Source organism: Zemynaea arenosa (assembly GCF_004614185.1).
Taxonomy (GTDB): domain Bacteria; phylum Pseudomonadota; class Gammaproteobacteria; order Burkholderiales; family Burkholderiaceae_D; genus Telluria; species Telluria arenosa.
In genome coordinates, this window is record NZ_SPVF01000037.1 from 1 (window position 1) to 19453 (window position 19453).

Consider the following 19453-nt stretch of genomic DNA (forward strand, 5'->3'; position numbering starts at 1 on the left):
ACGCGGCGGGCATGCCGGCCGCGGCCAGCGCTCCGGTGGCCGCGGCCGCGCCGCGCCAGCTGCTCAAGAACCTGGACTTCCGCAAAGGTCCCAACGGCGAAGGCCGGGTGGTGGTGGACCTGCCGAACAGCCAGGTGGCCGTGGACGTGCGCCAGCAGGGCAACAAGATCCTGGTCGACTTCATGAAGACCGGCCTGCCGGAGGCGCTGCGCCGCCGCCTGGACGTGACCGATTTCGGCACGCCGGTCTCGCAGGTGACCACCGTGGCCCAGGGCGATGGCGTGCACATGACCATCGAGGCCAACGGCCTGTGGGAGCAGAGCGTCTACCAGAGCGAATCCCAGCTGGTGGTCGACGTCAAGCCGATCAAGGAAGACCCCAACAAGCTGACCCAGGGCACCCAGGGCTACCGCGGCGAAAAGCTGTCCTTCAATTTCCAGAACGTCGACGTGCGCGCCGCCCTGCAGGCGATCGCCGACATCTCGGGCCTGAACATCATCACCAGCGACAGCGTGTCCGGCAGCCTGACCCTGCGCCTGAAGGAAGTCCCGTGGGACCAGGCGCTCGACGTGGTCCTGCAGGCCAAGGGCCTGGACATGCGCAAGAACGGCAACGTGCTGTGGATCGCGCCCAAGGAAGAGATGCTGGCCAAGGAGAAGCTGGAGCTGGAGCAGCGCGCCCAGATCGCGGACCTGGAACCGCTGCGCAGCGAGATCTTCCAGCTCAACTACCAGAAGGTGGAAGCGTTCCGCACCGTGTTCGGCCTCGATGCCTCCGGCGCCAGCCAGGCCAACGCGCCGGGCCGCGTGCTGTCCAAGCGTGGCAGCGCGGTGATCGACCCGCGCACCAACCAGCTGTTCGTGACCGACATCGCCTCCAAGCTGGAAGACATCCGCAAGCTGATCGCCAAGACCGACGTCGCCTCCAAGCAGGTGCTGATCGAGGCGCGCCTGGTGGAAGCGTCGGACAGCTTCTCGCGTAACCTCGGCGCCAAGCTGGGCTTCGCCGACCTGCGCACCCTGCGCGGTGGCGACACCGGCTACTCCATCAACGGCGGCAATACCCGGGTGGCGATCGGCGGCAACCTGACCGGCATCGGCCAGGTCACCGGCCAGACCCCGGACACCGGCGACGGCTACACCAATTCCACCATCGTGAACCTGCCGGCCGCCTCGATCGGCACCATCCCGCCGACCACGCTGGCGTTCTCGCTGTTCTCGGCCGCGGCCAACCGCTTCCTGAACCTGGAGCTGTCCGCGCTGGAAGCCGACGGCAAGGGCAAGATCATCTCCAGCCCGCGCGTGGTCACGGCCGACAAGATGCCGGCGATTATCGAGCAGGGTATCGAGCTGCCGTACCAGGTCGCGACCAGCAGCGGCGCCACCTCGATCACCTTCAAGAAGGCCAACCTGCGCATGGAAGTGACGCCGCAGATCACGCCGGACGGCAATGTGGTGCTGGATGTGGAAGTGAACAAGGATTCCAAGGGTGACGAAACGCGCGCCGGCTTTGCCATCAACAGCCAGCACGTGAAAACCAATGTGATGGTGGAGAACGGCGGCACCGTGGTCCTGGGCGGCATCTACCAGCAGTCGGAGCACGATACCGAGACCAAGGTCCCGCTGTTTGGCGACCTGCCGGTCGTCGGCCACCTGTTCAAGACCACCGGCCGCTCCAACGACAAGACCGAGCTGCTGGTCTTCATCACGCCCAAGATCGTCACCGAACGCGCCCCGGCCCGCTGATTCCTTCGCCGGATACTCTTTTCGAAAACAGGTAAGAAGACAACATGACTCAGATCTCATTCGGCAAACGTCTCACCGGCTGGATCGCCACGGCGGCCTGCGGCCTGCTGCTGGCGGCCTGCGGCGGCGGCGGCGGCAACCCGGGCTCCACCATCGGCACCGGCGGTGGCGGAACCGGCGGGACCGGTAACAGCACCGACCCCAGCATGACCCTGACCCTGACCGACGCCAGCGGCGCGGCGGTCAGCAGCCTGTCCGGCGCCCAGACGGGCAGCCTGCGCGCGACCCTGCTCGATGGCGCCAAGAAGCCGGTCGCCAATGCCATCGTCAACTTCAAGTCCAGCGACACCGCACTGGTGGACATCACCCCCGGCTCGGCGCTGACCGATGCCACCGGCGTGGCCGTGGCCACCATCAAGCCGAAGAGCACCACCGTGACCGGCGCCACCCAGATCAGCGCCGACGCCGTGGTCGCATCCAAGACCGCCACCGCCAGCGTCAACATGCAGGTCGGCGCCGCGCCCCTGACCGTGGGCGCCCTGTCGCTCACGCCGGTGCCGGGCGGCCCCTTGGCCGCCTTCTCCACCGTGCAGCTGAATATTCCGGTGACCAGCGGCGGCCAGCCCGCCACCGCGGTCTCGGGCCTGACCCTGTCCTCCCTGTGCCAGGGCGATAACACCGCCACCATCGTGGCCGGCGCGCTGGCCAACGGCGTGCAGAGCGCGACCTACACCAACAACGGCTGCCTGCGCGGCACCGACGTGATCACGGTGTCGATCGGCAGCTCCAGCCAGACCATCACGGTGCCGGTCAGCCCGGCCACCATTGGCGCCATCAACTTCGTCGGCTCAAACGTGACCGGTTCGTCGATCGTGCTGAAGGGCTCCGGTGGCCTGGGCCGCTCGGAAGCGGCGCAGCTGACCTTCAAGGTGGTCGACTCGCACAACACCGGCCTGCCAGGCGTGGACGTGCAGTTCCGCGCCACCACCACCACCGGCGGCCTGACCGTGTCCCCGGCCAAGGCCACCACGGACGCCAACGGCAACGTCACCACCATCGTCTCCTCGGGCACCATCCCGACCCCGGTGCGCGTGATCGCCGAAGCGACCCGCAACGGCGTGACCATCAGCGGCCTGTCCGACGCGCTGACCATCTCGACCGGCCTGCCGATCCAGAAGAGCATGTCGATGAGCTCCGACAGCTACAACATCGAGGGCTGGGGCATCGACGGCCAGGAAGCCAAGCTGACCGTGCGCATGGCTGACCAGTATGGCAATCCGGTGTCGGACGGCTCCACCATCAACTTCGTGACCGAAGGCGGCGCGGTGGGCAGCTCCGCCCAGGGTTCGTGCACCACCACCGACGGCGGCTGCTCGGTTTCGCTGCGCAGCCAGAACTTCCGCCCGGCGAACGGCCGCGTGACTGTGCTGGCTTTCGCCCAGGGCATCGAAGACTTCGTCGACAGCAATGGCGATGGCCAGTTCACCTGCACCAACTACCGCGACAGCACCGGCGCGGTACCGAGCGTGTATCGTCCGCTGGTCGACACCTGCGTCTCGGGCGGCGAACCTTCCACCGACCTGGGCGATGCCTTCCTCGACGCGGGCAAGCTGGCCCAGACCACCGGCGTGCAGCTGGGCGACACGCTCGATGGCAGCTACGATGCGGCCAACGGCGACCTGCCGTTCCCGTACAACCACACCGGCTACTCCAGCAGCGGTGACGGCAAGTGGGGCATCAACTACATCCGCCGCAGCGTGGAGATCGTGTTCAGCGGTTCCAGCGCCACCCTGGTGCGCCAGAAGTGCGACGACACCACCGGCGTGTGCCGCGACTGGACTGCCGGCGACGGCGATTCGACCCTGATCGACGGCGTGGCCGGCGCAGGCTGCAGCGACCAGCCGCTGGCCTTCCGCATCTATGACCTGCACAACAACCCGCTGCCCAAGGGGACCACCCTGGCCAGCGTGGACTCGACCAAGATCTCGACCGGCACCTTCTTCCCGGGCACGGTGGGCTCGACGAACGCGATTGGCGGTACAATCCACAAGGTGAACGTGAAGGCGGATCCGCAGTGCGCATCCGGTGCGTTCACCCTCACGGTGACGACACCGGGTGGCTCCACCACTGCGTTCCGATTCCATTCGAATTGACGACCCACAGAAATATCTTCCTGGTCGGCCTGATGGGGGCCGGCAAAACCACCATCGGCCGCCTCCTCGCGAGGCGGCTTGGCATGGAGTTCATCGATTCCGATCACGAGATCGAGGCCCGCACCGGCGCCTCGATCCCGTGGATCTTCGAGATCGAAGGTGAGGCCAGTTTCCGCCGCCGCGAGGCGGACGTGATCCGCGATCTCACCTCCCGCGAGGGCATCGTCCTGGCCACCGGCGGTGGCGCGGTGCTCAATGAGGACAGCCGCAAGCTGCTGGCTGCGCGCGGGACCGTGATCTACCTGCGCGCCTCCGTCAATTCCATTCTTGCGCGCACCGCGCACGACAAGAACCGCCCGCTGCTGCAAACCGCGGACCCGCGCCGCAAGCTGGAAGACCTGACCGCCCAGCGCGAGCCGCTGTACCGCGAGGTCGCCCACCTGGTGATCGACAGCGGGAAAGCGGGCGGCGCGCGTCCTAACGTACAATCGATGGTTCAAGTGATCCTGAACCAGCTGGGCGTGGCGGCCGAAGGCCAGCCGGCCCGGCCCGCGATGCCGATGAATTCCACCCTCAACACCACCGTCAATGTCGACCTGGGCGAACGCAGCTACCCGATCGCGATCGGCGCCGGCGTGCTGGCCGATGCCACGCGCTTCACGCAGCACGTCAAGGGCCAGCGCGCCGCCATCGTGACCAACACCACCGTCGGCCCGCTCTACCTCGACCGGGTGGCCGCGCCGCTGCGTGCGGCGGGCAAGGAGGTGGTCGAGATCGTGCTGCCGGACGGCGAGGAATACAAGAACTGGGCTTCGCTGATGCAGGTCTTCGACGCCCTGCTGGCCAATAAATGCGACCGCAAGACCACCCTGGTGGCACTGGGCGGGGGCGTGATCGGCGACCTGACCGGGTATGCGGCGGCCAGCTACATGCGCGGTGTCCCGTTCATCCAGGTGCCGACCACGCTGCTGTCGCAGGTCGATTCCTCGGTGGGCGGCAAGACCGGCATCAACCACCCGCTGGGCAAGAACATGATCGGGGCGTTCTACCAGCCGGCCGCGGTGCTGGCCGATACCGATACCCTGGCCACGCTGCCGGACCGCGAGCTGTCCGCCGGCCTGGCGGAAGTGATCAAGCACGGCGCCATCATCGACGCCGAATTCTTCGACTGGATCGAAAAGAACATCGCGGCCCTGCGCGCGCGGGACGCGGCCGCGCTCACGCACGCGATCGCGCGCTCCTGCCAGATCAAGGCGGACGTGGTGCGCCAGGACGAGCGCGAGGGCGGCCTACGCGCCATCCTCAACTTTGGCCACACCTTCGGCCACGCCATCGAGGCAGGCCTCGGCTACGGCGAGTGGCTGCATGGCGAGGCGGTCGGCTGCGGGATGGTGATGGCGGCCGTGCTGTCGCGGCGCCTCGGCTACATCGACCAGGCCACCGTGGAGCGCATCCGTGCGCTGGTGGCGCTGGCCGGGCTGCCGGTGCAGGCGCCGGACCTGGGCACCGGGCGCTGGCTGGAGCTGATGGAAGTCGACAAGAAGAACGAGGGTGGGGCGATCAAGTTCATCCTCCTCAAACCTCTCGGCACGGCGCTGGTGCAGTCCGTCCCGCAGGAACACCTGCTGGCGACGCTGGCGGAGTGCGTGGGATGATGAATCCCGAGGATCATCTCGCTCCCTACGCCGCCCATTCCAACACGGGACCGGGGCGGCGCTTTCCCGAAGCGGCCCACGCGTCGCGCAGCCAGTTCCAGCGCGACCGCGACCGCATCATCCACTGCTCGGCGTTCCGGCGGCTCGAATACAAGACCCAGGTCTTCCTCAATCACGAGGGCGACATGTTTCGTACCCGGCTGACGCACAGCCTGGAGGTGGCGCAGATCGGACGCTCCATCGCGCGCAACCTGCGGCTGAACGAGGACCTGGTGGAAGCCATCGCGCTGGCGCACGACCTGGGGCACACGCCGTTCGGGCATGTGGGCCAGGACGTGCTGGACGAATGCATGAAGGACTTCGGCGGCTTTGAGCACAACCTGCAAAGCCTGCGGGTGGTGGACCATCTGGAGGAGCACTACGGGGCCTTCGATGGCTTGAACCTGATGTTCGAGACGCGCGAGGGGATTCTCAAGCATTGTTCGCTGACGAATGCGCAGCAGCTGGGCGACGTGGCGCGGCGCTTCATCGACCGCACGCAGCCGACGCTGGAGGCACAGCTCACCAATCTTGCGGACGAAATCGCGTACAACAGCCATGACATCGACGATGGCTTGCGTTCGGGGCTGATCACGATCGAGCAGCTGGAGCAGGTGGCGTTCTTCGAGCGGCACTGGGTGGATGTGCAGCGTACCTATCCGGGCTTGTCGGGGCGGCGCGCGATCTACGAGACGCTGCGGCGGATCATCACGGCGATGGCGGACGACCTGATTGCGACCTCGCAGCGGCTGCTGGATGAGACGAAGCCGGACAGCGTGGATGCGGTGCGCCAGGCGCCGACGCTGATCCGGTTCTCGGACGAGATGCGTGCGGAGGCGACGGACCTGAAGCGCTTCCTGCGGCACAACCTGTACCGGCATTACAAGGTCAACCGGATGCGGGTGAAGGCCAGCCGCATCGTGCGCGAGCTGTTCGCCGCGTTCAAGGACGACGCGTCGCTGCTGCCGCCGGATTACGTGGTGCGCGACGATGACCCGATGCGCCAGGCCCGCAAGATCGCCGACTACATCGCCGGCATGACCGACCGCTACGCCATCCGCGAACACCGCCGCATCTACTCCCTGCAGGACCTCTAGGCGCCGCGCCGCTGCCCGCGCACTCGCCGATGCGCTACTTTGCGGCCGACGCCCTGGCCGCCCGGCTACTCCCCCGCGCGGTGGCCGCGCCTGCGCAGCAGGGCGGCCCGCTGAGCGCTAGAACAGCGAGGGCTTGGCCAGGCTGGCCAGCAGCTTGCGGACCGGGGAGGGCAGGCCCGCCTCGTCGATGCGCGCGAGCGGCCACCATTGATGCCCTGCCGGCGCTTCGCCGCGCTGCGCGAGCCGCACCACGTACGGCAGGATGTGCAGCTTGTAGTGCGTGAACACGTGCACCAGCGGCAGCAGCGCGCTCACTTCCTCGACTGCCCCAAACCGCGCCCCCGCCGCCACAGCGATGTCGCCGTCGGACCGCGTAATGCTGTCGTGATCCAGCGCGACGTGGCCGTCCATTTCGGGCAGCGACTGCAGGCCGCCCCAGATGCCGCTCTCCGGCCGCTGCTCCAGCAGCACGTCGCCGCCATCGAGCACTACGAACAGCACCGCACTTTTCTCTGGCTGCGCCTTTTTCGGCTTGCGCACCGGTAGCTCGTCCGTCCTCCCCGTCGCGCGCGCGATGCAGCGCTCGGCCAAAGGACAGCGCTCGCACGCAGGACTGCTGCGCGTGCACAGCGTCGCGCCCAGGTCCATCAGTCCCTGCGTGTACGCCTCGATCCCATCATCGCCGGGCAGCAGCGCCTCCGCGCGCAGCCACAGCGCATCCTCGACCTTCTTCTCGCCCGGGTAGCCCTCCACGCCGAACACGCGGGCAAAGACGCGCTTCACGTTCCCGTCGAGGATCGCCGCCCGCGTCCCATACGAAAACGCCGCAATCGCCGCCGCAGTCGACCGCCCGATCCCCGGCAGCCCCGCCAGCAGCACCGGGTCGGAGGGGAACTCGCCGCCATATTCCGCCACCACCCGCTTCGCACACGCATGCAGATTGCGCGCCCGCGTGTAATACCCGAGCCCCGCCCACAGCGCCATCACATCCTCGGACGGCGCCGCGGCCAGATCACGCACGGTGGGAAAGCGCGCCAGGAAGCGCTCGTAATAGGACAGCACCGCCGCCACCGTGGTCTGCTGCAGCATGATCTCGGACAGCCATACGCGATACGCGTCGCGCGTGTTCTGCCAGGGCAGGGTATGCCGCCCGTGCTGCTTCTGCCACGTGACAACCGCTTGGGAAAAGGCGGGATCGGCGAGTTCCCGGGAACCCGCCACAAATTCGGTCAAACGTTTCACGCCGCTGCTTCCAGTGCCACCAGCTCCGTGTTCATCGCGATGGTCACCGTGCCCGCCAGTTCGGCCAGGCGGCTGCGCACCCGCTCCAGGTCCGCCTGGCTGGCCTCGAACGATTCGATCTTCTGCTCCAGCGAGTCGGTCGCATCGTGGATGCGCTGGATGGACGCGAGACGGTGCTTGAGCTGGTCCTTGTGCTGGCGGATCTGCGCCTCCAGCGGCGCCATGATCACCTTCAGCCATGCTTCCACATCATTGTTCGCGAGGCGGAACACCTTGCGCACGCGCGAGGCGATGGTGTCGAAGAAGCGCTCCATCAGCACGATCCGGCTGGTCATCAGCAGGGCCGTGGTGCTGAATTGCTTGTGATACGCGGCTTCGATCTGGTCGATCTCCGCGCGGTACTTCTCCAGCGAGAACGCCATCGGCGCCTGCAGCTGCAGCCCATGCTCGGTCCCGAACTTGCGGTACATGGACTCCATCATCTCCGCGATCTCGATGGTCTTGGCGTCCGAGACGTCCAGGTTCGCCTTCACCCGGTCGAAGAAGGCGCGCACCGCGTCCTTCATGCCGGTGGTGAAGCGCACCTTGATCATCTGCTCGCGTACGAACTCGATATCCTGCTTGATCACATCCATGCCCAGCGTCGTGTACAGCTCCGTGGACAAGCGCGTGAACACCGCGCGCGTGCCCTGCAGCTTGAACAGCGAGCCGTCAAACTCCTTCTTCTCCGCGTCCACGCGGCGCATCATGTGCGCGATCACGGACTGGTTCTTGCCGCGCAGGCTCTTGAGCTCCTGCAGCTGCTCGACGATGTCGCGCAGGCGCGCGCCCAGCATGGCCTGCTGCGCGCCCACCAGCGCCGTCATGTCGCCGGCCAGCTGCTTGCGGATGATGTCCTTCTTGGCCGGGATCAGCTCATTGAACAGGGCTGCCTCCAGCGCCGCCAGGCGGCTCTTTTCCAGCAGCTGCAAGTCGCCATTGATCTTGCCGACCAGCGCCTTCTGCGCCGACACCGGGAACACCTGCTCCGCGTCCAGCGCCAGCGTGTGGGCCACGCTCTCGCGCTGGCGCTCGATGTCGGCGTTGTTCTCGTCTTCCGACTTGAGCTCGTCCCACATCGTGTCGATCTTGTTGAGCACCACCACCCGGCCCGGGCCCGCGCCGATGTGGGTGCGCCAGACTTCGATGTCGCTCTTGGTGACGCCCGTTTCGGCGGCCAGGATGAACAGCACCGCGTGGGCGCTCGGGATCAGGTTGAGCGTCAGTTCCGGCTCGGTGCCGATGGCGTTCAGGCCCGGCGTATCGAGGATCACGAGGCCCTGCTTGAGCAGCGGATGCGGGAAGTTGATGATCGCGTGGCGCCACATCGAAATCTCGATCAGGCCATCCGCGTCCAGCGTGGCCCTGACGTCCGGATCGTCCTCGTCGAACAGGCCGTAGCTGCGCGCTTCATCGACGGTAACGCGCTTGGTGCGCGAGACTTCCTTGAAGGTCTCGTGCATCGCGTCGCCGGCGTTCAGGTCCAGCGGCAGCACGGTCCACGCATCGGGCGTGTCGCGGTAGTCGCTGGTGGACAGATTGGTGGCACGCGTTTCGATCGGCAGCAGGCGGATGCTGGGCTGCCAGGCCGCGTTGTACAGCAGCTCGGTCGGGCACATGGTGGTGCGGCCGGCGGCGGAGGGCAGGATGCGCTGGCCGTAGTCGGCGAAGAAGATCGCGTTGATCAGCTCCGACTTCCCGCGCGAGAACTCGGCCACGAAGGCGACCGACAGCTTGTCGTCGGCCAGGCGGGCGAGGGCGCGCGCAATGCGCTGGTCGGAGGCGCCATCGGTCAGCTCGGCCGCAGCCACCCACGACTGGTAGCCCTGCAGCGCGGCCACGACGCCCTGGCGCCATGCGCTGTACTGTTGAAAATCCTGCACCATCTTGCTCAACTGGGCCCCCGGCTCGCTTATTTTTGGCAGTTCACACAGTAGAAAGTGGAACGCTGCCCTTGCTTGATTTGTCGGATCGGCGCGCCGCATACGCGGCACGGCACGTTAACACGATCATAGACGAAATATTCCTGCTGGAAATATCCAGATTGGCCGTTAACGTAGAAATCTCGCAACGTTGACCCGCCTTTGACGATCGCGGCGGCCAGAATTTCCTTTATAGCATCGGCCAACTTGTCATATCGGCCACGGCTGATGCGCGCGGCCGCCGTCTTCGGGTTGATCCCGGCGCGGAACAGGCTTTCGCAGGCGTAGATGTTGCCGACCCCGACCACGATATCGCCCGCCAGCAGCACCTGCTTGATGGGCGCGTTGCGGCGCCGGGTTTCGCGGTGGAGCAGGGCGCCGTTGAATTCCTCGCCCAGCGGCTCCACGCCGAGGCCGCGCAGCAGCAGGTGCTCTTCGAGCGGGCCCTCGTCCTTGCCATGCCAGAGCACGGCGCCAAAGCGGCGCGGGTCATTCATGCGCATCACGTGCACGCCGTCGGCATCCTTCACCACCAGGTCGAAGTGGTCATGCTTGCCCGCTGCGGTGCCGGGCTCGGTGATGCGCAGCTGGCCGGACATGCCGAGGTGGACGATCAGCGTGCCGTGCTCGAACTCGATCAGCAGGTACTTGCCGCGCCGGTCCGTGCCCAGCACGGTGCGCCCGGCCAGCAGCGATTGCAGTGCGGGCGGGAAGGGCCAGCGCAGACCGTCACGGCGCATCAGGACGTTCTCCACCACGCGGCCTTCGATGTGCGGTGCGACGCCCCGGCGCGTGACTTCGACTTCGGGTAATTCAGGCATGGAAGGGATGCAAATTCGTGTAAATTGGAGGCGTGGAGCGCGCGCGGCCGGAATGCCGGGCGTAGAATCGATCACCCGTCTGTGTGGATGTGCCCGTGAAAACCGCTTTTACCATTGTAACCCTCTCCGCCCTGCTGTCGGCATGTGCTGTGGCGCCGCCGCAGCAGAGCGCGCCACCTGCGCCGCAGGCCGCCGCGGCCGATGCCTCGTCGGTAGATGGGGACGCCACCGCGCAATCGGAAGAGAAAGCCGCTGACGAAAAGCTGCCGGACGTGCAGCTGACCAGCGACATGCTGTTCCGCCTGCTCAAGGCGGAGCTCGAATACCAGAACGGCGATTGGCAAAGTTCCTATATCGCGCTGCTGAGCGCGGCCCAGCAGACGCGCGACCCGCGCCTGGCCCGCCGCGCCGCCGAGATGGCGCTGGCCGCCAAGCAGCCCGCCGAATCGCTGGCCGCCGTCCGCCTGTGGCGCGAGCTGGCGCCGGAGTCGGACGAAGCCAACCAGTACTACCTGGGCCTGGCGGTGATGGCGGACGACCTCTCGGAAGTCGAGACCATCTTCGCCGAGAAACTGGCGGCCATGCCGCCGGGCGCGCGCGGTCCCATGCTGTACCAGATCCAACAGTTGCTGCAGCGCGCCCGCGACAAGCAGCAGGGCGCGCAGGTGGTTGAGCACCTGGCCGAGCCGTACAAGGATTCGTTCGAAGGCCACATCGTGCTCTCGCAGGCCGCCGCCACGCGCGCCGACAACGACAAGGCCGTGGCCGAGGCCAAGGCCGCGCTGGCCCTGAAGCCGGATTCCGAACTGGCCGTGCTGGCGCTGGCCCAGGTGACCAATGGCGACGAGGAGGTCGGCCGCCTGCTGAGCGCCTTCCTGGCCGAGCACCCGAAGGCGCGCGAAGTGCGTGCGGCCTATGCCCGCGTGCTGGTCAACGCCAGGCAGTACGAGCAGGCACGCCATGAGTTCGAACTGTTGCTGGAAGGGCAGCCGGACAACCTCGGCACCCTGTACGCGCTGGGCATCATGTCGCTACAAGTGAATGACCGCGGGGCTGCCGAGAAGCACCTCAGCCACTTCATGGAGGTGCTGGACAAGCGCCCCGGCGACGAGCGCGATCCGACGCGCGTGCTGCTGATGCTGTCGCAGATCGCCGAGGAGCGCGGTGACTTCAAGGGGGCCTACGCCTGGCTCGACAAGCTGGATGCCGGCACGCCGCAGGCCGTGTTCCAGTCCCGCCTGAAACGTGCCCAACTGCAGGGCAAGCAGGGCGAACTGGCGGCGGCCAAGAAGACGCTAGACTCGGTCGAGACCGACGATGGCGAGGAGAAGGCGCAGGTTGCCATGACCTACGGCCAGATCCTGCGGGACGCGGGCAAGTTCGACGCGGCCTACAAGGTGCTCGATACGGCGGCGAAGCACTTTCCGGGCAATCCGGATGTGCTGTACGACTACGCGCTGGCGGCCGAGAGGGTCGGCAAGGTGGAGCTGATGGAGACCACGCTGCGCGAGGTGATCGCGCAAGCGCCCGAGAACCATCACGCCTACAACGCGCTCGGCTATTCGCTGGCGGAGCGCAATGTGCGGCTGGATGAGGCGCGGCGGCTGATCGACAAGGCGCTGGCGATGGCGCCGGAAGATCCGTTCATCATGGACAGCAAGGGGTGGCTGGAGTACCGGCTCGGCAACCTTGAAGGCGCGGAGGCCATGCTGCGCAAGGCCTATGCGCTGCGCAGCGATGCGGAGATCGCGGTGCACCTCGGCGAGGTGCTGTGGAAAGCCGGCAAGCGCGCCGACGCGCAGAAGCTGCTGCGCGAAGCCCGCGCGAAAGACCCCAAGAACGACGCCCTGCGCAGCACCCTGGCGCGCCTGAACCTCAAGCTGTAATTCACGCGGGGCACGTCCCGGCGTCACAGTTCACATCCAAACCGGTCGGGGTACGTTCCCAAAGTTTCAAACCGGTCGGGGTACGTCCCCAAAGTTACAGTTCACATCCAAACCGGTCGGGGTACGTCCCCGGCGTCACAGTTCACATCCAAACCGGTCGGGGTACGTCCCCAAAGTGACAAAGTTGCTGGCGGAGTGCGGCGTCAGGAGGCGTTGGCTGGCAAGGCGCGGGGCTGGGCAGCGCGGCGGGCCGCGAGGCGCGGGCTGCGGCTGTCGGCGGCGTCGACCTTGAAGGTGCTGACCACCCGCGCCAGGTGCGCCGTCTGCTCCTGCAGCGAGGTCGCGGTGGCGGCCACTTCTTCCACCAGTGCGGCGTTCTGCTGGGTTGCATGGTCCATCTCGGTCACTGCACGTTGCACCTCGTCGATGCCGCTGCGCTGCTCCTGGCTGGCGCTGGCAATCTCGTGCACCAGTGTGTTCACCCGCTCGATGGCGTTGACCACTTCCTTCATCGTCTCGCCCGCTTCGGCCACCACCCGCGTTCCCGCGTTGACCTGGTCCGCCGACTGCCCGATCAGATCCTTGATGTCGCGCGCCGCCGCCGCCGAGCGCTGCGCCAGCGTGCGCACCTCGCCCGCCACGACCGCGAATCCGCGCCCCTGCTCGCCCGCGCGCGCCGCTTCCACAGCCGCATTCAGCGCCAGGATATTGGTCTGGAACGCAATCGCGTCGATCACCGAAATGATCTCCACGATCCGCTTGGAGGACGAGTCGATCGCTTCCATGGTCGTGACCACCTTGCCCACCGCCGAGCCGCCCTCCGCCGCGATCAGCGACGCCGAGCGCGACAGCTGGCTGGCCTGCTCCGCATGGTCCGCATTCTTGCGCACGGTGCCCGCCAGGTCTTCCATGGATGCCGTGGTTTCTTCCAGTGCGCTGGCCTGCTGCTCCGTGCGCTCCGACAGATTCATGTTCCCGCTCGCGATCTCCGCCGACGCCGTCGAAATCGTCTCGGTGCCGCCGCGCACCTCCGCCACGATGCGGCGCAGGCTGCCGTTCATCTCGTCCAGCGCGCGCAGCATCTGCGCCGTTTCGCTGCGGTCCGAGTTTTCGACCTCCATGTGGCCGGTGAGGTCGCCCGCCGCCACCGTGCCCGCCAGCGCCACCGCCTGCTGCAGCGGCTGAACGATCGAGCGCGCGATGAACCAGGCAAACGCCAGTCCGCCCGCCAGCGCGCACAGGGTCAGCACCACCATGCCAGTGCGCGCCTTTTCGTAGGCATTCGCAGCCTCGGCTGCCTGCTGCTGGCCGCGCTTGCGCTGCTCTTCCATGTAGTGGCGGATCTCGTCCTGCCACTTCTTGCTGGTGGAGCCCGCCTTGGTCATGATGAACTCGACGGTGCCCGGATCGTCGGCCTCGGCCAGCTCGACCACGTGGTTGTTGGCCTCCCAGCCCGCCTGTTCCAACGGCTTGAGCGTCGCGATGAAGGCCTGCCCGGCCGCGTCCAGCGGCAGCTTGGCGAACTGCCCCAGCGCTTCCTCGTAGCGGCCCTTGCGCGGCGGGATCATTGCGGCCTTTTTCTTGCGCTGCTCGGGATCCTTGAGCAGGGCGATGTCGCGCATGATGAAGGACACGCTGCTGACGTTGTACGACATCTTCTCCAGCAGCTCCATTTCGAGCACGTTGAGCTCGACCACGCTGGTCAGGGTCTGGTTGGTCGCGCTCATGTTGCGCAGGCCGACGCCGGCCACCAAGATGAGCAGGGCAAACACCGCGCCGAAGCCGAGGCCGAGGCGCAGGCCGACACGCATATGGGTGAGTTTCATCATGTATTTGACAACAAAAGTTTGTCTCGACGGAGAAATGACGGGCCATTCTAGCAGCGCGAAATTTCCGCTTGGAACATTTACGCGGGGCTTCTGTTGGAAAACGGCACACTCGTGGACGGATTTATAATGGTTCGATGACACGCCTCTTCCTCCCCCTCATCGCCGCCGCGCTGGTGGCGGGCTGCGCGACTGCCCCGCAGGCCACCTCGACCGCACCCGTGGCCGCCTACCGCGACACCATCGAGCTGGCCGGCCGCATCTCGGTCAATTACCAGCACAACGGCAATCCAGAGTCGCTCTCCGGCAAGTTCGACTGGGTGCAAGCCGGCCAGCGCGTGGACGTGACCCTGTCCTCGCCGCTGGGCCAGACCATGGCGAAGATCAGCGTTACGCCGGACGCGGCCACCCTGACCCAGACCGACAAGCAGCCGCGCACCGCCAAGGACATCGACAGCCTGACCCGCGAGACGCTGGGCTGGCAGCTGCCTGTGGCCGGCCTCAGGGACTGGATGCAGGGCTATGCCACCGCCCAGGACGGCTCGCGCTACACGGCCTCGCCCGCCAACCCCACGGTCACCACGCGCGACGGCTGGCGCCTGCGCTACGTGAGCTGGCAGGACGGCACCGAGAACAGCGCCCACCCGCAGCCCAAGCGCATCGACGCCGAGCGCAGCGCCACGCCGACGTCCGACGAGCTGGCCATCCGCATCGTCATCGACCCGCCCGCATGAGCGACCGTTCGCTGCACCACTGCCCGGCCCCGGCCAAGCTGAACCTGTTCCTGCACGTGACCGGTCGCCGCGCGGACGGCTACCACCTGCTGCAGAGCGTGTTCACCCTGATCGACCGCTGCGACACCCTGCATTTCGACCTGCGCAAGGACGGGGCGATCCGCCGCCTCACCGACGTGCCCGGCGTGCCGGAGGAGGGTGACCTGATCGTACGCGCCCTGCGCCTGCTGGCGGCCGAGTACGAGCGCCGCCATGGCCGCCCCGTGCCCGGCATCGATGTGCACATCGACAAGATCCTGCCCATGGGCGGCGGTCTGGGCGGCGGCTCCTCGGACGCCGCCACCGCCCTCATGGCGGCCAACCACCTGTGGCAGGCCGGCCTCACGCGCGAGGATCTGATGGCGCTCGGCTTGCCTCTGGGCGCCGACATTCCGTTCTTCCTGTTCGGCGAAACCGCCTTCGCCCAGGGCGTCGGGGAAGCGCTACAAGCCGTGCGCGTGCCCGACCTCTGGTATGTCATCATCGAGCCCGGCGTGCAGGTGCCGACCGGCCCAGTGTTCGGCGCGCCCGATTTGACAAGAAACACTGAACCGGTCACAATAGCGGACTTTTCCAAGCACATTGCGCAGCATCAGGGCCTTGTGCAGTTTGGAAGGAACGACTTGCAGCCCGTGGCAACCCGGCTGTTCCCGCAGGTGGCAGAAGCGGTGGACTGGCTGAGGCAGTTCGGCGATGCGAGGATGACCGGATCGGGAGCGTGCGTATTCTGCGCGTTCGACAGCGCAAGCGTCGCCGATGCCGTCCTGGCCCAGGTCAGCGGCAGATGGCGTGCCTGGACCGCCCAGGCGCTGGCGCGGCACCCGATGCCGTCACTCTTGCAGGGGCGGTGAGTTGTGAAATAAAATTCGGCTTATTGCAGCGCAACGCTTTAGCAGATATAATGTTGGGCTCTGCAGTAAGTAGCAGGTTGTGTAGGGGAATCGCCAAGCTGGTTAAGGCACCGGATTTTGATTCCGGCATACCAAGGTTCGAATCCTTGTTCCCCTGCCATTCGTTTCCGAGGCTGTCGATGCAAACGCTCCGGCCCCGATAGACGACAAGATGGCGCTCACTGAAGCGCCATTTTTTTTCGATTCAACGCTTTCTCTCTGGGACTCCCCATGGCTTACGAAAACCTGATGGTTTTTACCGGTAACGCAAACCCGGCGCTGGCAGAAGGAGTCGCCAAAAATCTCGGTATTCCTCTCGGCAAGGCAGTCGTGTCCAAGTTTTCGGACGGCGAAGTCATGGTCGAGATCAACGAGAACGTGCGAGGCAAGGATGTCATCGTGCTGCAGTCCACCTGCGCACCGACCAATGACAACCTGATGGAAATCATGCTGATGGTTGACGCGCTCAAGCGCGCCTCCGCCGGCCGCATCACCGCCGCCATCCCGTATTTCGGCTACGCCCGCCAGGACCGCCGCCCGCGCTCGGCGCGCGTCGCGATCTCGGCCAAGGTCGTCGCCAACATGCTGCAACAGGCAGGCGTCGAGCGCGTCCTGATCATGGACCTGCACGCGGACCAGATCCAGGGCTTCTTTGACATCGCCGTGGACAACATCTACGCCTCGCCGATCCTGCTGGGCGACCTGCAGAAGCGCAACTACGATGACCTGCTGGTCGTGTCGCCGGACGTCGGCGGCGTGGTCCGCGCCCGCGCGCTGGCCAAGCGCCTGAACTGCGACCTGGCGATCATCGACAAGCGCCGTCCCAAGGCCAACGTGTCCGAGGTGATGAACATCATCGGCGAGGTCGAAGGCCGCAACTGCGTGATCATGGACGACATGGTCGACACCGCCGGCACCCTGACCAAGGCTGCCGAAGTGCTGAAAGAGCGCGGCGCCAAGAAAGTGGTGGCGTACTGCACCCACCCGGTGCTGTCCGGCCCGGCGATCGAGCGCATCGCCAACTCGTCGCTGGACGAGCTGGTGGTGACGGACACCATTCCGCTGTCGGCCGAAGCCGCCGCTTGCAGCAAGATCCGCCAGCTGACCTGCGCCCCGCTGCTGGCCGAGACGTTCAAGCGGATCACCAAGGGCGATTCGGTGATTTCGCTGTTCGCGGATTAAGCATTTAGACACATCGACATTTTTCTGAGCGCGCAAGCGTTCTTGTTTGGGGTTCCTGGTCGCGGGAGCCTCGCCCCGCAGGCGGCAACGCCTGCTTTATTTTTGGAGTATCACCATGAAAGTCGTCGCATTCAAACGCGAAAAGCAGGGGACCGGAGCGAGCCGCCGCCTGCGCAATGCTGGCCAAACCCCGGCGATCATCTACGGCGGCACCGAAGCCCCGCAACTGATCGCTCTGGACGGTAACGCATTGTTCCACGCGCTCAAGAAAGAAGCTTTCCACTCGTCGATCCTGGACCTCGAAATCGACGGCGCCACCCAGCAAGTCCTGCTGCGTGACTTCCAGATGCACGCATTCAAGCAGATCGTCCTGCACGCGGACTTCCAGCGCGTCGATGCGAACCAGAAGATCCACAAGAAAGTGGCTCTGCACTTCGTGAACGCCGAGATCTCGCCGGCTGTCAAACTGCACGCCGCGACCATCTCGCACGTGCTGAACGAGCTGGACGTGTCCTGCCTGCCGGGCCAACTGCCGGAGTTCATCGAAGTCGACCTGGCCAAGATCGATGCGGGCCAGTCGATCCACGTGTCGCAACTGACCCTGCCGGCTGGCGTGACCATCGTCGCCCACGGCCAGGACCAGACCGTTGCCACCGCTTCGGTGCCGGCGGGCCAGGTTTCGGCGGAAGCTGCTGCTGACGAAGAGAAGAAGTAATTTCTTCTGCTTTTTAGCGAAAAGCCCGCAGATTCTTCTGCGGGCTTTTTTGTTTTCAGAAGAGGTATCTGAGATGGGCCCGCATATTCTCGAACGCTTCCTCGACCGCCCCGAAGGCCCCCGCCGCGTCCTCATCGCCGAGCCGCCTGCCGCTGCTGCGCTGCGCCCGGCGATCCTGCTGCTGCACGGGCACGGCGCATCCGGCGCCGAGATGCTGGCGCCGGTGCCGACCGGCTTGCAGGCCAACGGCTGGCTGCCGCTGGCCGCGCGCGAGAACATCCTCCTGCTCGCCCCCGACGGCACCCAAGCCGCCGACGGCAAGCGCGCCTGGAACGACTGCCGCGCCGACGCCCCCACCAACGCCACCGCCGACGACGTTGGCTTTCTCGCCGCACTGCTGGACCTCGCCATCGCCAAATACGCGGCCGACCCGCAGCGCATCTACGTGGTGGGCACCTCGAATGGCGGCGCCATGGCCTACCGCCTGGCCATCGAGCTCGGTCCGCGCCTGGCCGCGCTCGGCCTGCAAAGCGCCCCGATGGCCGCCGTCAGCCGCTGCGCCGCGCCCACGCACCCGATCCCGGTCTACCTCACCCACGGCACCGCCGACCCCGTCACGCCGTACGCGGGCGGCCCCGTCGGCGGCATCCTCGACGAAGGCCGCGGCACCGTCCTCGGCGCGGAGGATGGCCTGGCTATCTGGCGCACTCTCGCCGGCCTCGGCGACGCCCCGCCAACGATCCACACCTTCCCCCGCCAGCGCGCAGATGACCCGACCACCGCCACCCGCTTCCTCTGGGGCAGCGACCCGCACGGCCTGCAAATCGCCCTCCTGCGCATCGACGGCGGCGGCCACACCGCGCCGACGCGCAGTCAGTTCAAGCTCTCGCGCGCCATGAGCCAGGCCGTCGGCCCGGTCAACCGCGACGTTGAACTGCGCGACGAACTCTGGTCCTTCCTGCAGACCAAACGCGCGGCCTGCCGCTGACGCAAAAAATCGCGGGAACTTCCGCCACCCGCAAAGAAGGAGCGTGGTCGTCGAAACGCCCACGCACCTCCACTAAGATTTTTTCCTGGGACCTGTGCCCCGGGACAGGTCTTAGTGACCCTGGCACTCCGGCCCTTGAGAGGCGGCCTTGAGGTAGGCGATCAAGTCCGCCCGCTCGCGCGGATCCGGCACGCCCGCGTAGCCCATGCTGGTACCGGGCAGCGCGCGGGTCGGATTCGCGAGGAAGTGCGAGAGCGTCTTCTCGTCCCACACGATCTTCGACTGCTTCATCGCCTGCGAATAGCCGAAGTCCGGTACCGCACCCGCCTTGCGGCCAAACAGTCCGCAGTGGCGCGGACCGGTGCGGTCGTACGCCAGCGCGTGGCATGCCAGGCAGCGCGCGTAGATGGCCTCACCGGCCTTGATGCGTGCTTCAGGCGTGCGCCCGGCGCCGCCGCCCGCAGGAGCGGCAGCCGCCTG

At 66.6% G+C, this 19453-nt stretch carries 15 protein-coding genes and 1 tRNA gene; 11 read left to right on the plus strand and 5 right to left on the minus strand.

From position 1 onward, the window contains the following. The 4 genes from E4L96_RS02380 to E4L96_RS02395 all read left to right on the plus strand — a co-directional run. Nucleotides 1-1745: type IV pilus secretin PilQ (locus E4L96_RS02380; RefSeq protein ID WP_135205636.1), on the plus strand; the 1745-nt coding region annotated here is incomplete at its 5' end. Between the two features lie 44 nt (nucleotides 1746-1789). Then, nucleotides 1790-3898: a hypothetical protein gene (locus E4L96_RS02385; RefSeq protein ID WP_135205637.1), complete on the plus strand. Its 2109-nt coding sequence runs from the start codon at nucleotides 1790-1792 to the stop codon at nucleotides 3896-3898. A 32-nt stretch (nucleotides 3899-3930) separates the two neighbouring features. Next, nucleotides 3931-5553 (plus strand): bifunctional shikimate kinase/3-dehydroquinate synthase AroKB, encoded by a 1623-nt coding sequence (gene aroKB / locus E4L96_RS02390; protein ID WP_229414194.1) that lies wholly within the window; start codon nucleotides 3931-3933, stop codon nucleotides 5551-5553. Beyond that, on the plus strand, nucleotides 5553-6689 hold the full coding sequence (locus E4L96_RS02395) for a deoxyguanosinetriphosphate triphosphohydrolase (protein ID WP_135205646.1): 1137 nt from the start codon (nucleotides 5553-5555) through the stop codon (nucleotides 6687-6689). The genes aroKB and E4L96_RS02395 overlap by 1 nt, the downstream gene beginning before the upstream one ends. A gap of 117 nt (nucleotides 6690-6806) precedes the next feature. Here the strand turns inward: E4L96_RS02395 and mutY are convergent, their stop codons facing one another. From mutY to mutM, 3 genes are read right to left on the minus strand one after another with little or no spacing between them, the layout of a single operon-like run. Next, on the minus strand, nucleotides 6807-7931 hold the full coding sequence (gene mutY, locus E4L96_RS02400; protein WP_135205639.1) for an A/G-specific adenine glycosylase: 1125 nt from the start codon (nucleotides 7929-7931) through the stop codon (nucleotides 6807-6809). After that, nucleotides 7928-9856, minus strand: coding sequence for a dynamin family protein (locus tag E4L96_RS02405; protein WP_135205647.1), 1929 nt, complete (start codon nucleotides 9854-9856; stop codon nucleotides 7928-7930). The genes mutY and E4L96_RS02405 overlap by 4 nt, the downstream gene beginning before the upstream one ends. 26 nt (nucleotides 9857-9882) lie before the next feature. Continuing rightward, nucleotides 9883-10713: a bifunctional DNA-formamidopyrimidine glycosylase/DNA-(apurinic or apyrimidinic site) lyase gene (mutM, locus tag E4L96_RS02410; RefSeq protein ID WP_135205648.1), complete on the minus strand. Its 831-nt coding sequence runs from the start codon at nucleotides 10711-10713 to the stop codon at nucleotides 9883-9885. A gap of 95 nt (nucleotides 10714-10808) precedes the next feature. On the opposite strand from mutM, the gene E4L96_RS02415 reads away from it, so the two are divergent. Next, complete coding sequence (locus E4L96_RS02415) at nucleotides 10809-12599, plus strand: tetratricopeptide repeat protein (RefSeq protein WP_135205640.1); 1791 nt, start codon at nucleotides 10809-10811, stop codon at nucleotides 12597-12599. Between the two features lie 203 nt (nucleotides 12600-12802). Here the strand turns inward: E4L96_RS02415 and E4L96_RS02420 are convergent, their stop codons facing one another. Further along, the gene (locus E4L96_RS02420; RefSeq protein WP_229414193.1) at nucleotides 12803-14428 is read right to left on the minus strand and encodes a methyl-accepting chemotaxis protein; all 1626 of its coding nucleotides are present in this window, start codon (nucleotides 14426-14428) and stop codon (nucleotides 12803-12805) included. Between the two features lie 134 nt (nucleotides 14429-14562). On the opposite strand from E4L96_RS02420, the gene E4L96_RS02425 reads away from it, so the two are divergent. From E4L96_RS02425 to E4L96_RS02450, 6 genes are all read left to right on the plus strand, one after another. Next, nucleotides 14563-15159 carry an outer membrane lipoprotein LolB gene (locus tag E4L96_RS02425; RefSeq protein WP_135205641.1) on the plus strand — a complete coding sequence of 199 codons (597 nt, stop codon included), beginning with the start codon at nucleotides 14563-14565 and terminating at the stop codon, nucleotides 15157-15159. Next, nucleotides 15156-16049 carry a 4-(cytidine 5'-diphospho)-2-C-methyl-D-erythritol kinase gene (gene ispE, locus E4L96_RS02430; RefSeq protein ID WP_135205642.1) on the plus strand — a complete coding sequence of 298 codons (894 nt, stop codon included), beginning with the start codon at nucleotides 15156-15158 and terminating at the stop codon, nucleotides 16047-16049. The genes E4L96_RS02425 and ispE overlap by 4 nt, the downstream gene beginning before the upstream one ends. Nucleotides 16050-16132: 83 nt before the next feature. After that, nucleotides 16133-16209: transfer RNA gene (locus E4L96_RS02435), tRNA-Gln, on the plus strand. Nucleotides 16210-16319: 110 nt separating this feature from the next. After that, nucleotides 16320-17270, plus strand: a complete 951-nt coding sequence (locus tag E4L96_RS02440) for a ribose-phosphate pyrophosphokinase (protein WP_135205643.1) — start codon at nucleotides 16320-16322, stop codon at nucleotides 17268-17270. 115 nt (nucleotides 17271-17385) lie between these two features. Further along, nucleotides 17386-17985, plus strand: coding sequence for a 50S ribosomal protein L25/general stress protein Ctc (locus E4L96_RS02445; protein ID WP_135205644.1), 600 nt, complete (start codon nucleotides 17386-17388; stop codon nucleotides 17983-17985). A gap of 73 nt (nucleotides 17986-18058) precedes the next feature. Then, nucleotides 18059-18973, plus strand: a complete 915-nt coding sequence (locus E4L96_RS02450) for a CE1 family esterase (protein WP_135205645.1) — start codon at nucleotides 18059-18061, stop codon at nucleotides 18971-18973. A gap of 111 nt (nucleotides 18974-19084) precedes the next feature. Here E4L96_RS02450 and E4L96_RS02455 read toward each other — a convergent pair. Further along, nucleotides 19085-19453: c-type cytochrome (locus E4L96_RS02455; protein WP_370660721.1), on the minus strand; the 369-nt coding region annotated here is incomplete at its 5' end.

Coding starts and splice junctions, on each gene's coding strand:
- E4L96_RS02405 (WP_135205647.1), bottom strand. CDS start 9,856: ATGGTGCAGGATTTTCAACAGTACAGCGCATGGCGCCAGGGCGTCGTG.
- E4L96_RS02425 (WP_135205641.1), top strand. CDS start 14,563: ATGACACGCCTCTTCCTCCCCCTCATCGCCGCCGCGCTGGTGGCGGGC.
- E4L96_RS02420 (WP_229414193.1), bottom strand. CDS start 14,428: ATGATGAAACTCACCCATATGCGTGTCGGCCTGCGCCTCGGCCTCGGC.
- E4L96_RS02385 (WP_135205637.1), top strand. CDS start 1,790: ATGACTCAGATCTCATTCGGCAAACGTCTCACCGGCTGGATCGCCACG.
- ispE (WP_135205642.1), top strand. CDS start 15,156: ATGAGCGACCGTTCGCTGCACCACTGCCCGGCCCCGGCCAAGCTGAAC.
- mutM (WP_135205648.1), bottom strand. CDS start 10,713: ATGCCTGAATTACCCGAAGTCGAAGTCACGCGCCGGGGCGTCGCACCG.
- E4L96_RS02445 (WP_135205644.1), top strand. CDS start 17,386: ATGAAAGTCGTCGCATTCAAACGCGAAAAGCAGGGGACCGGAGCGAGC.
- E4L96_RS02440 (WP_135205643.1), top strand. CDS start 16,320: ATGGCTTACGAAAACCTGATGGTTTTTACCGGTAACGCAAACCCGGCG.
- aroKB (WP_229414194.1), top strand. CDS start 3,931: ATGGGGGCCGGCAAAACCACCATCGGCCGCCTCCTCGCGAGGCGGCTT.
- E4L96_RS02395 (WP_135205646.1), top strand. CDS start 5,553: ATGAATCCCGAGGATCATCTCGCTCCCTACGCCGCCCATTCCAACACG.
- E4L96_RS02450 (WP_135205645.1), top strand. CDS start 18,059: ATGGGCCCGCATATTCTCGAACGCTTCCTCGACCGCCCCGAAGGCCCC.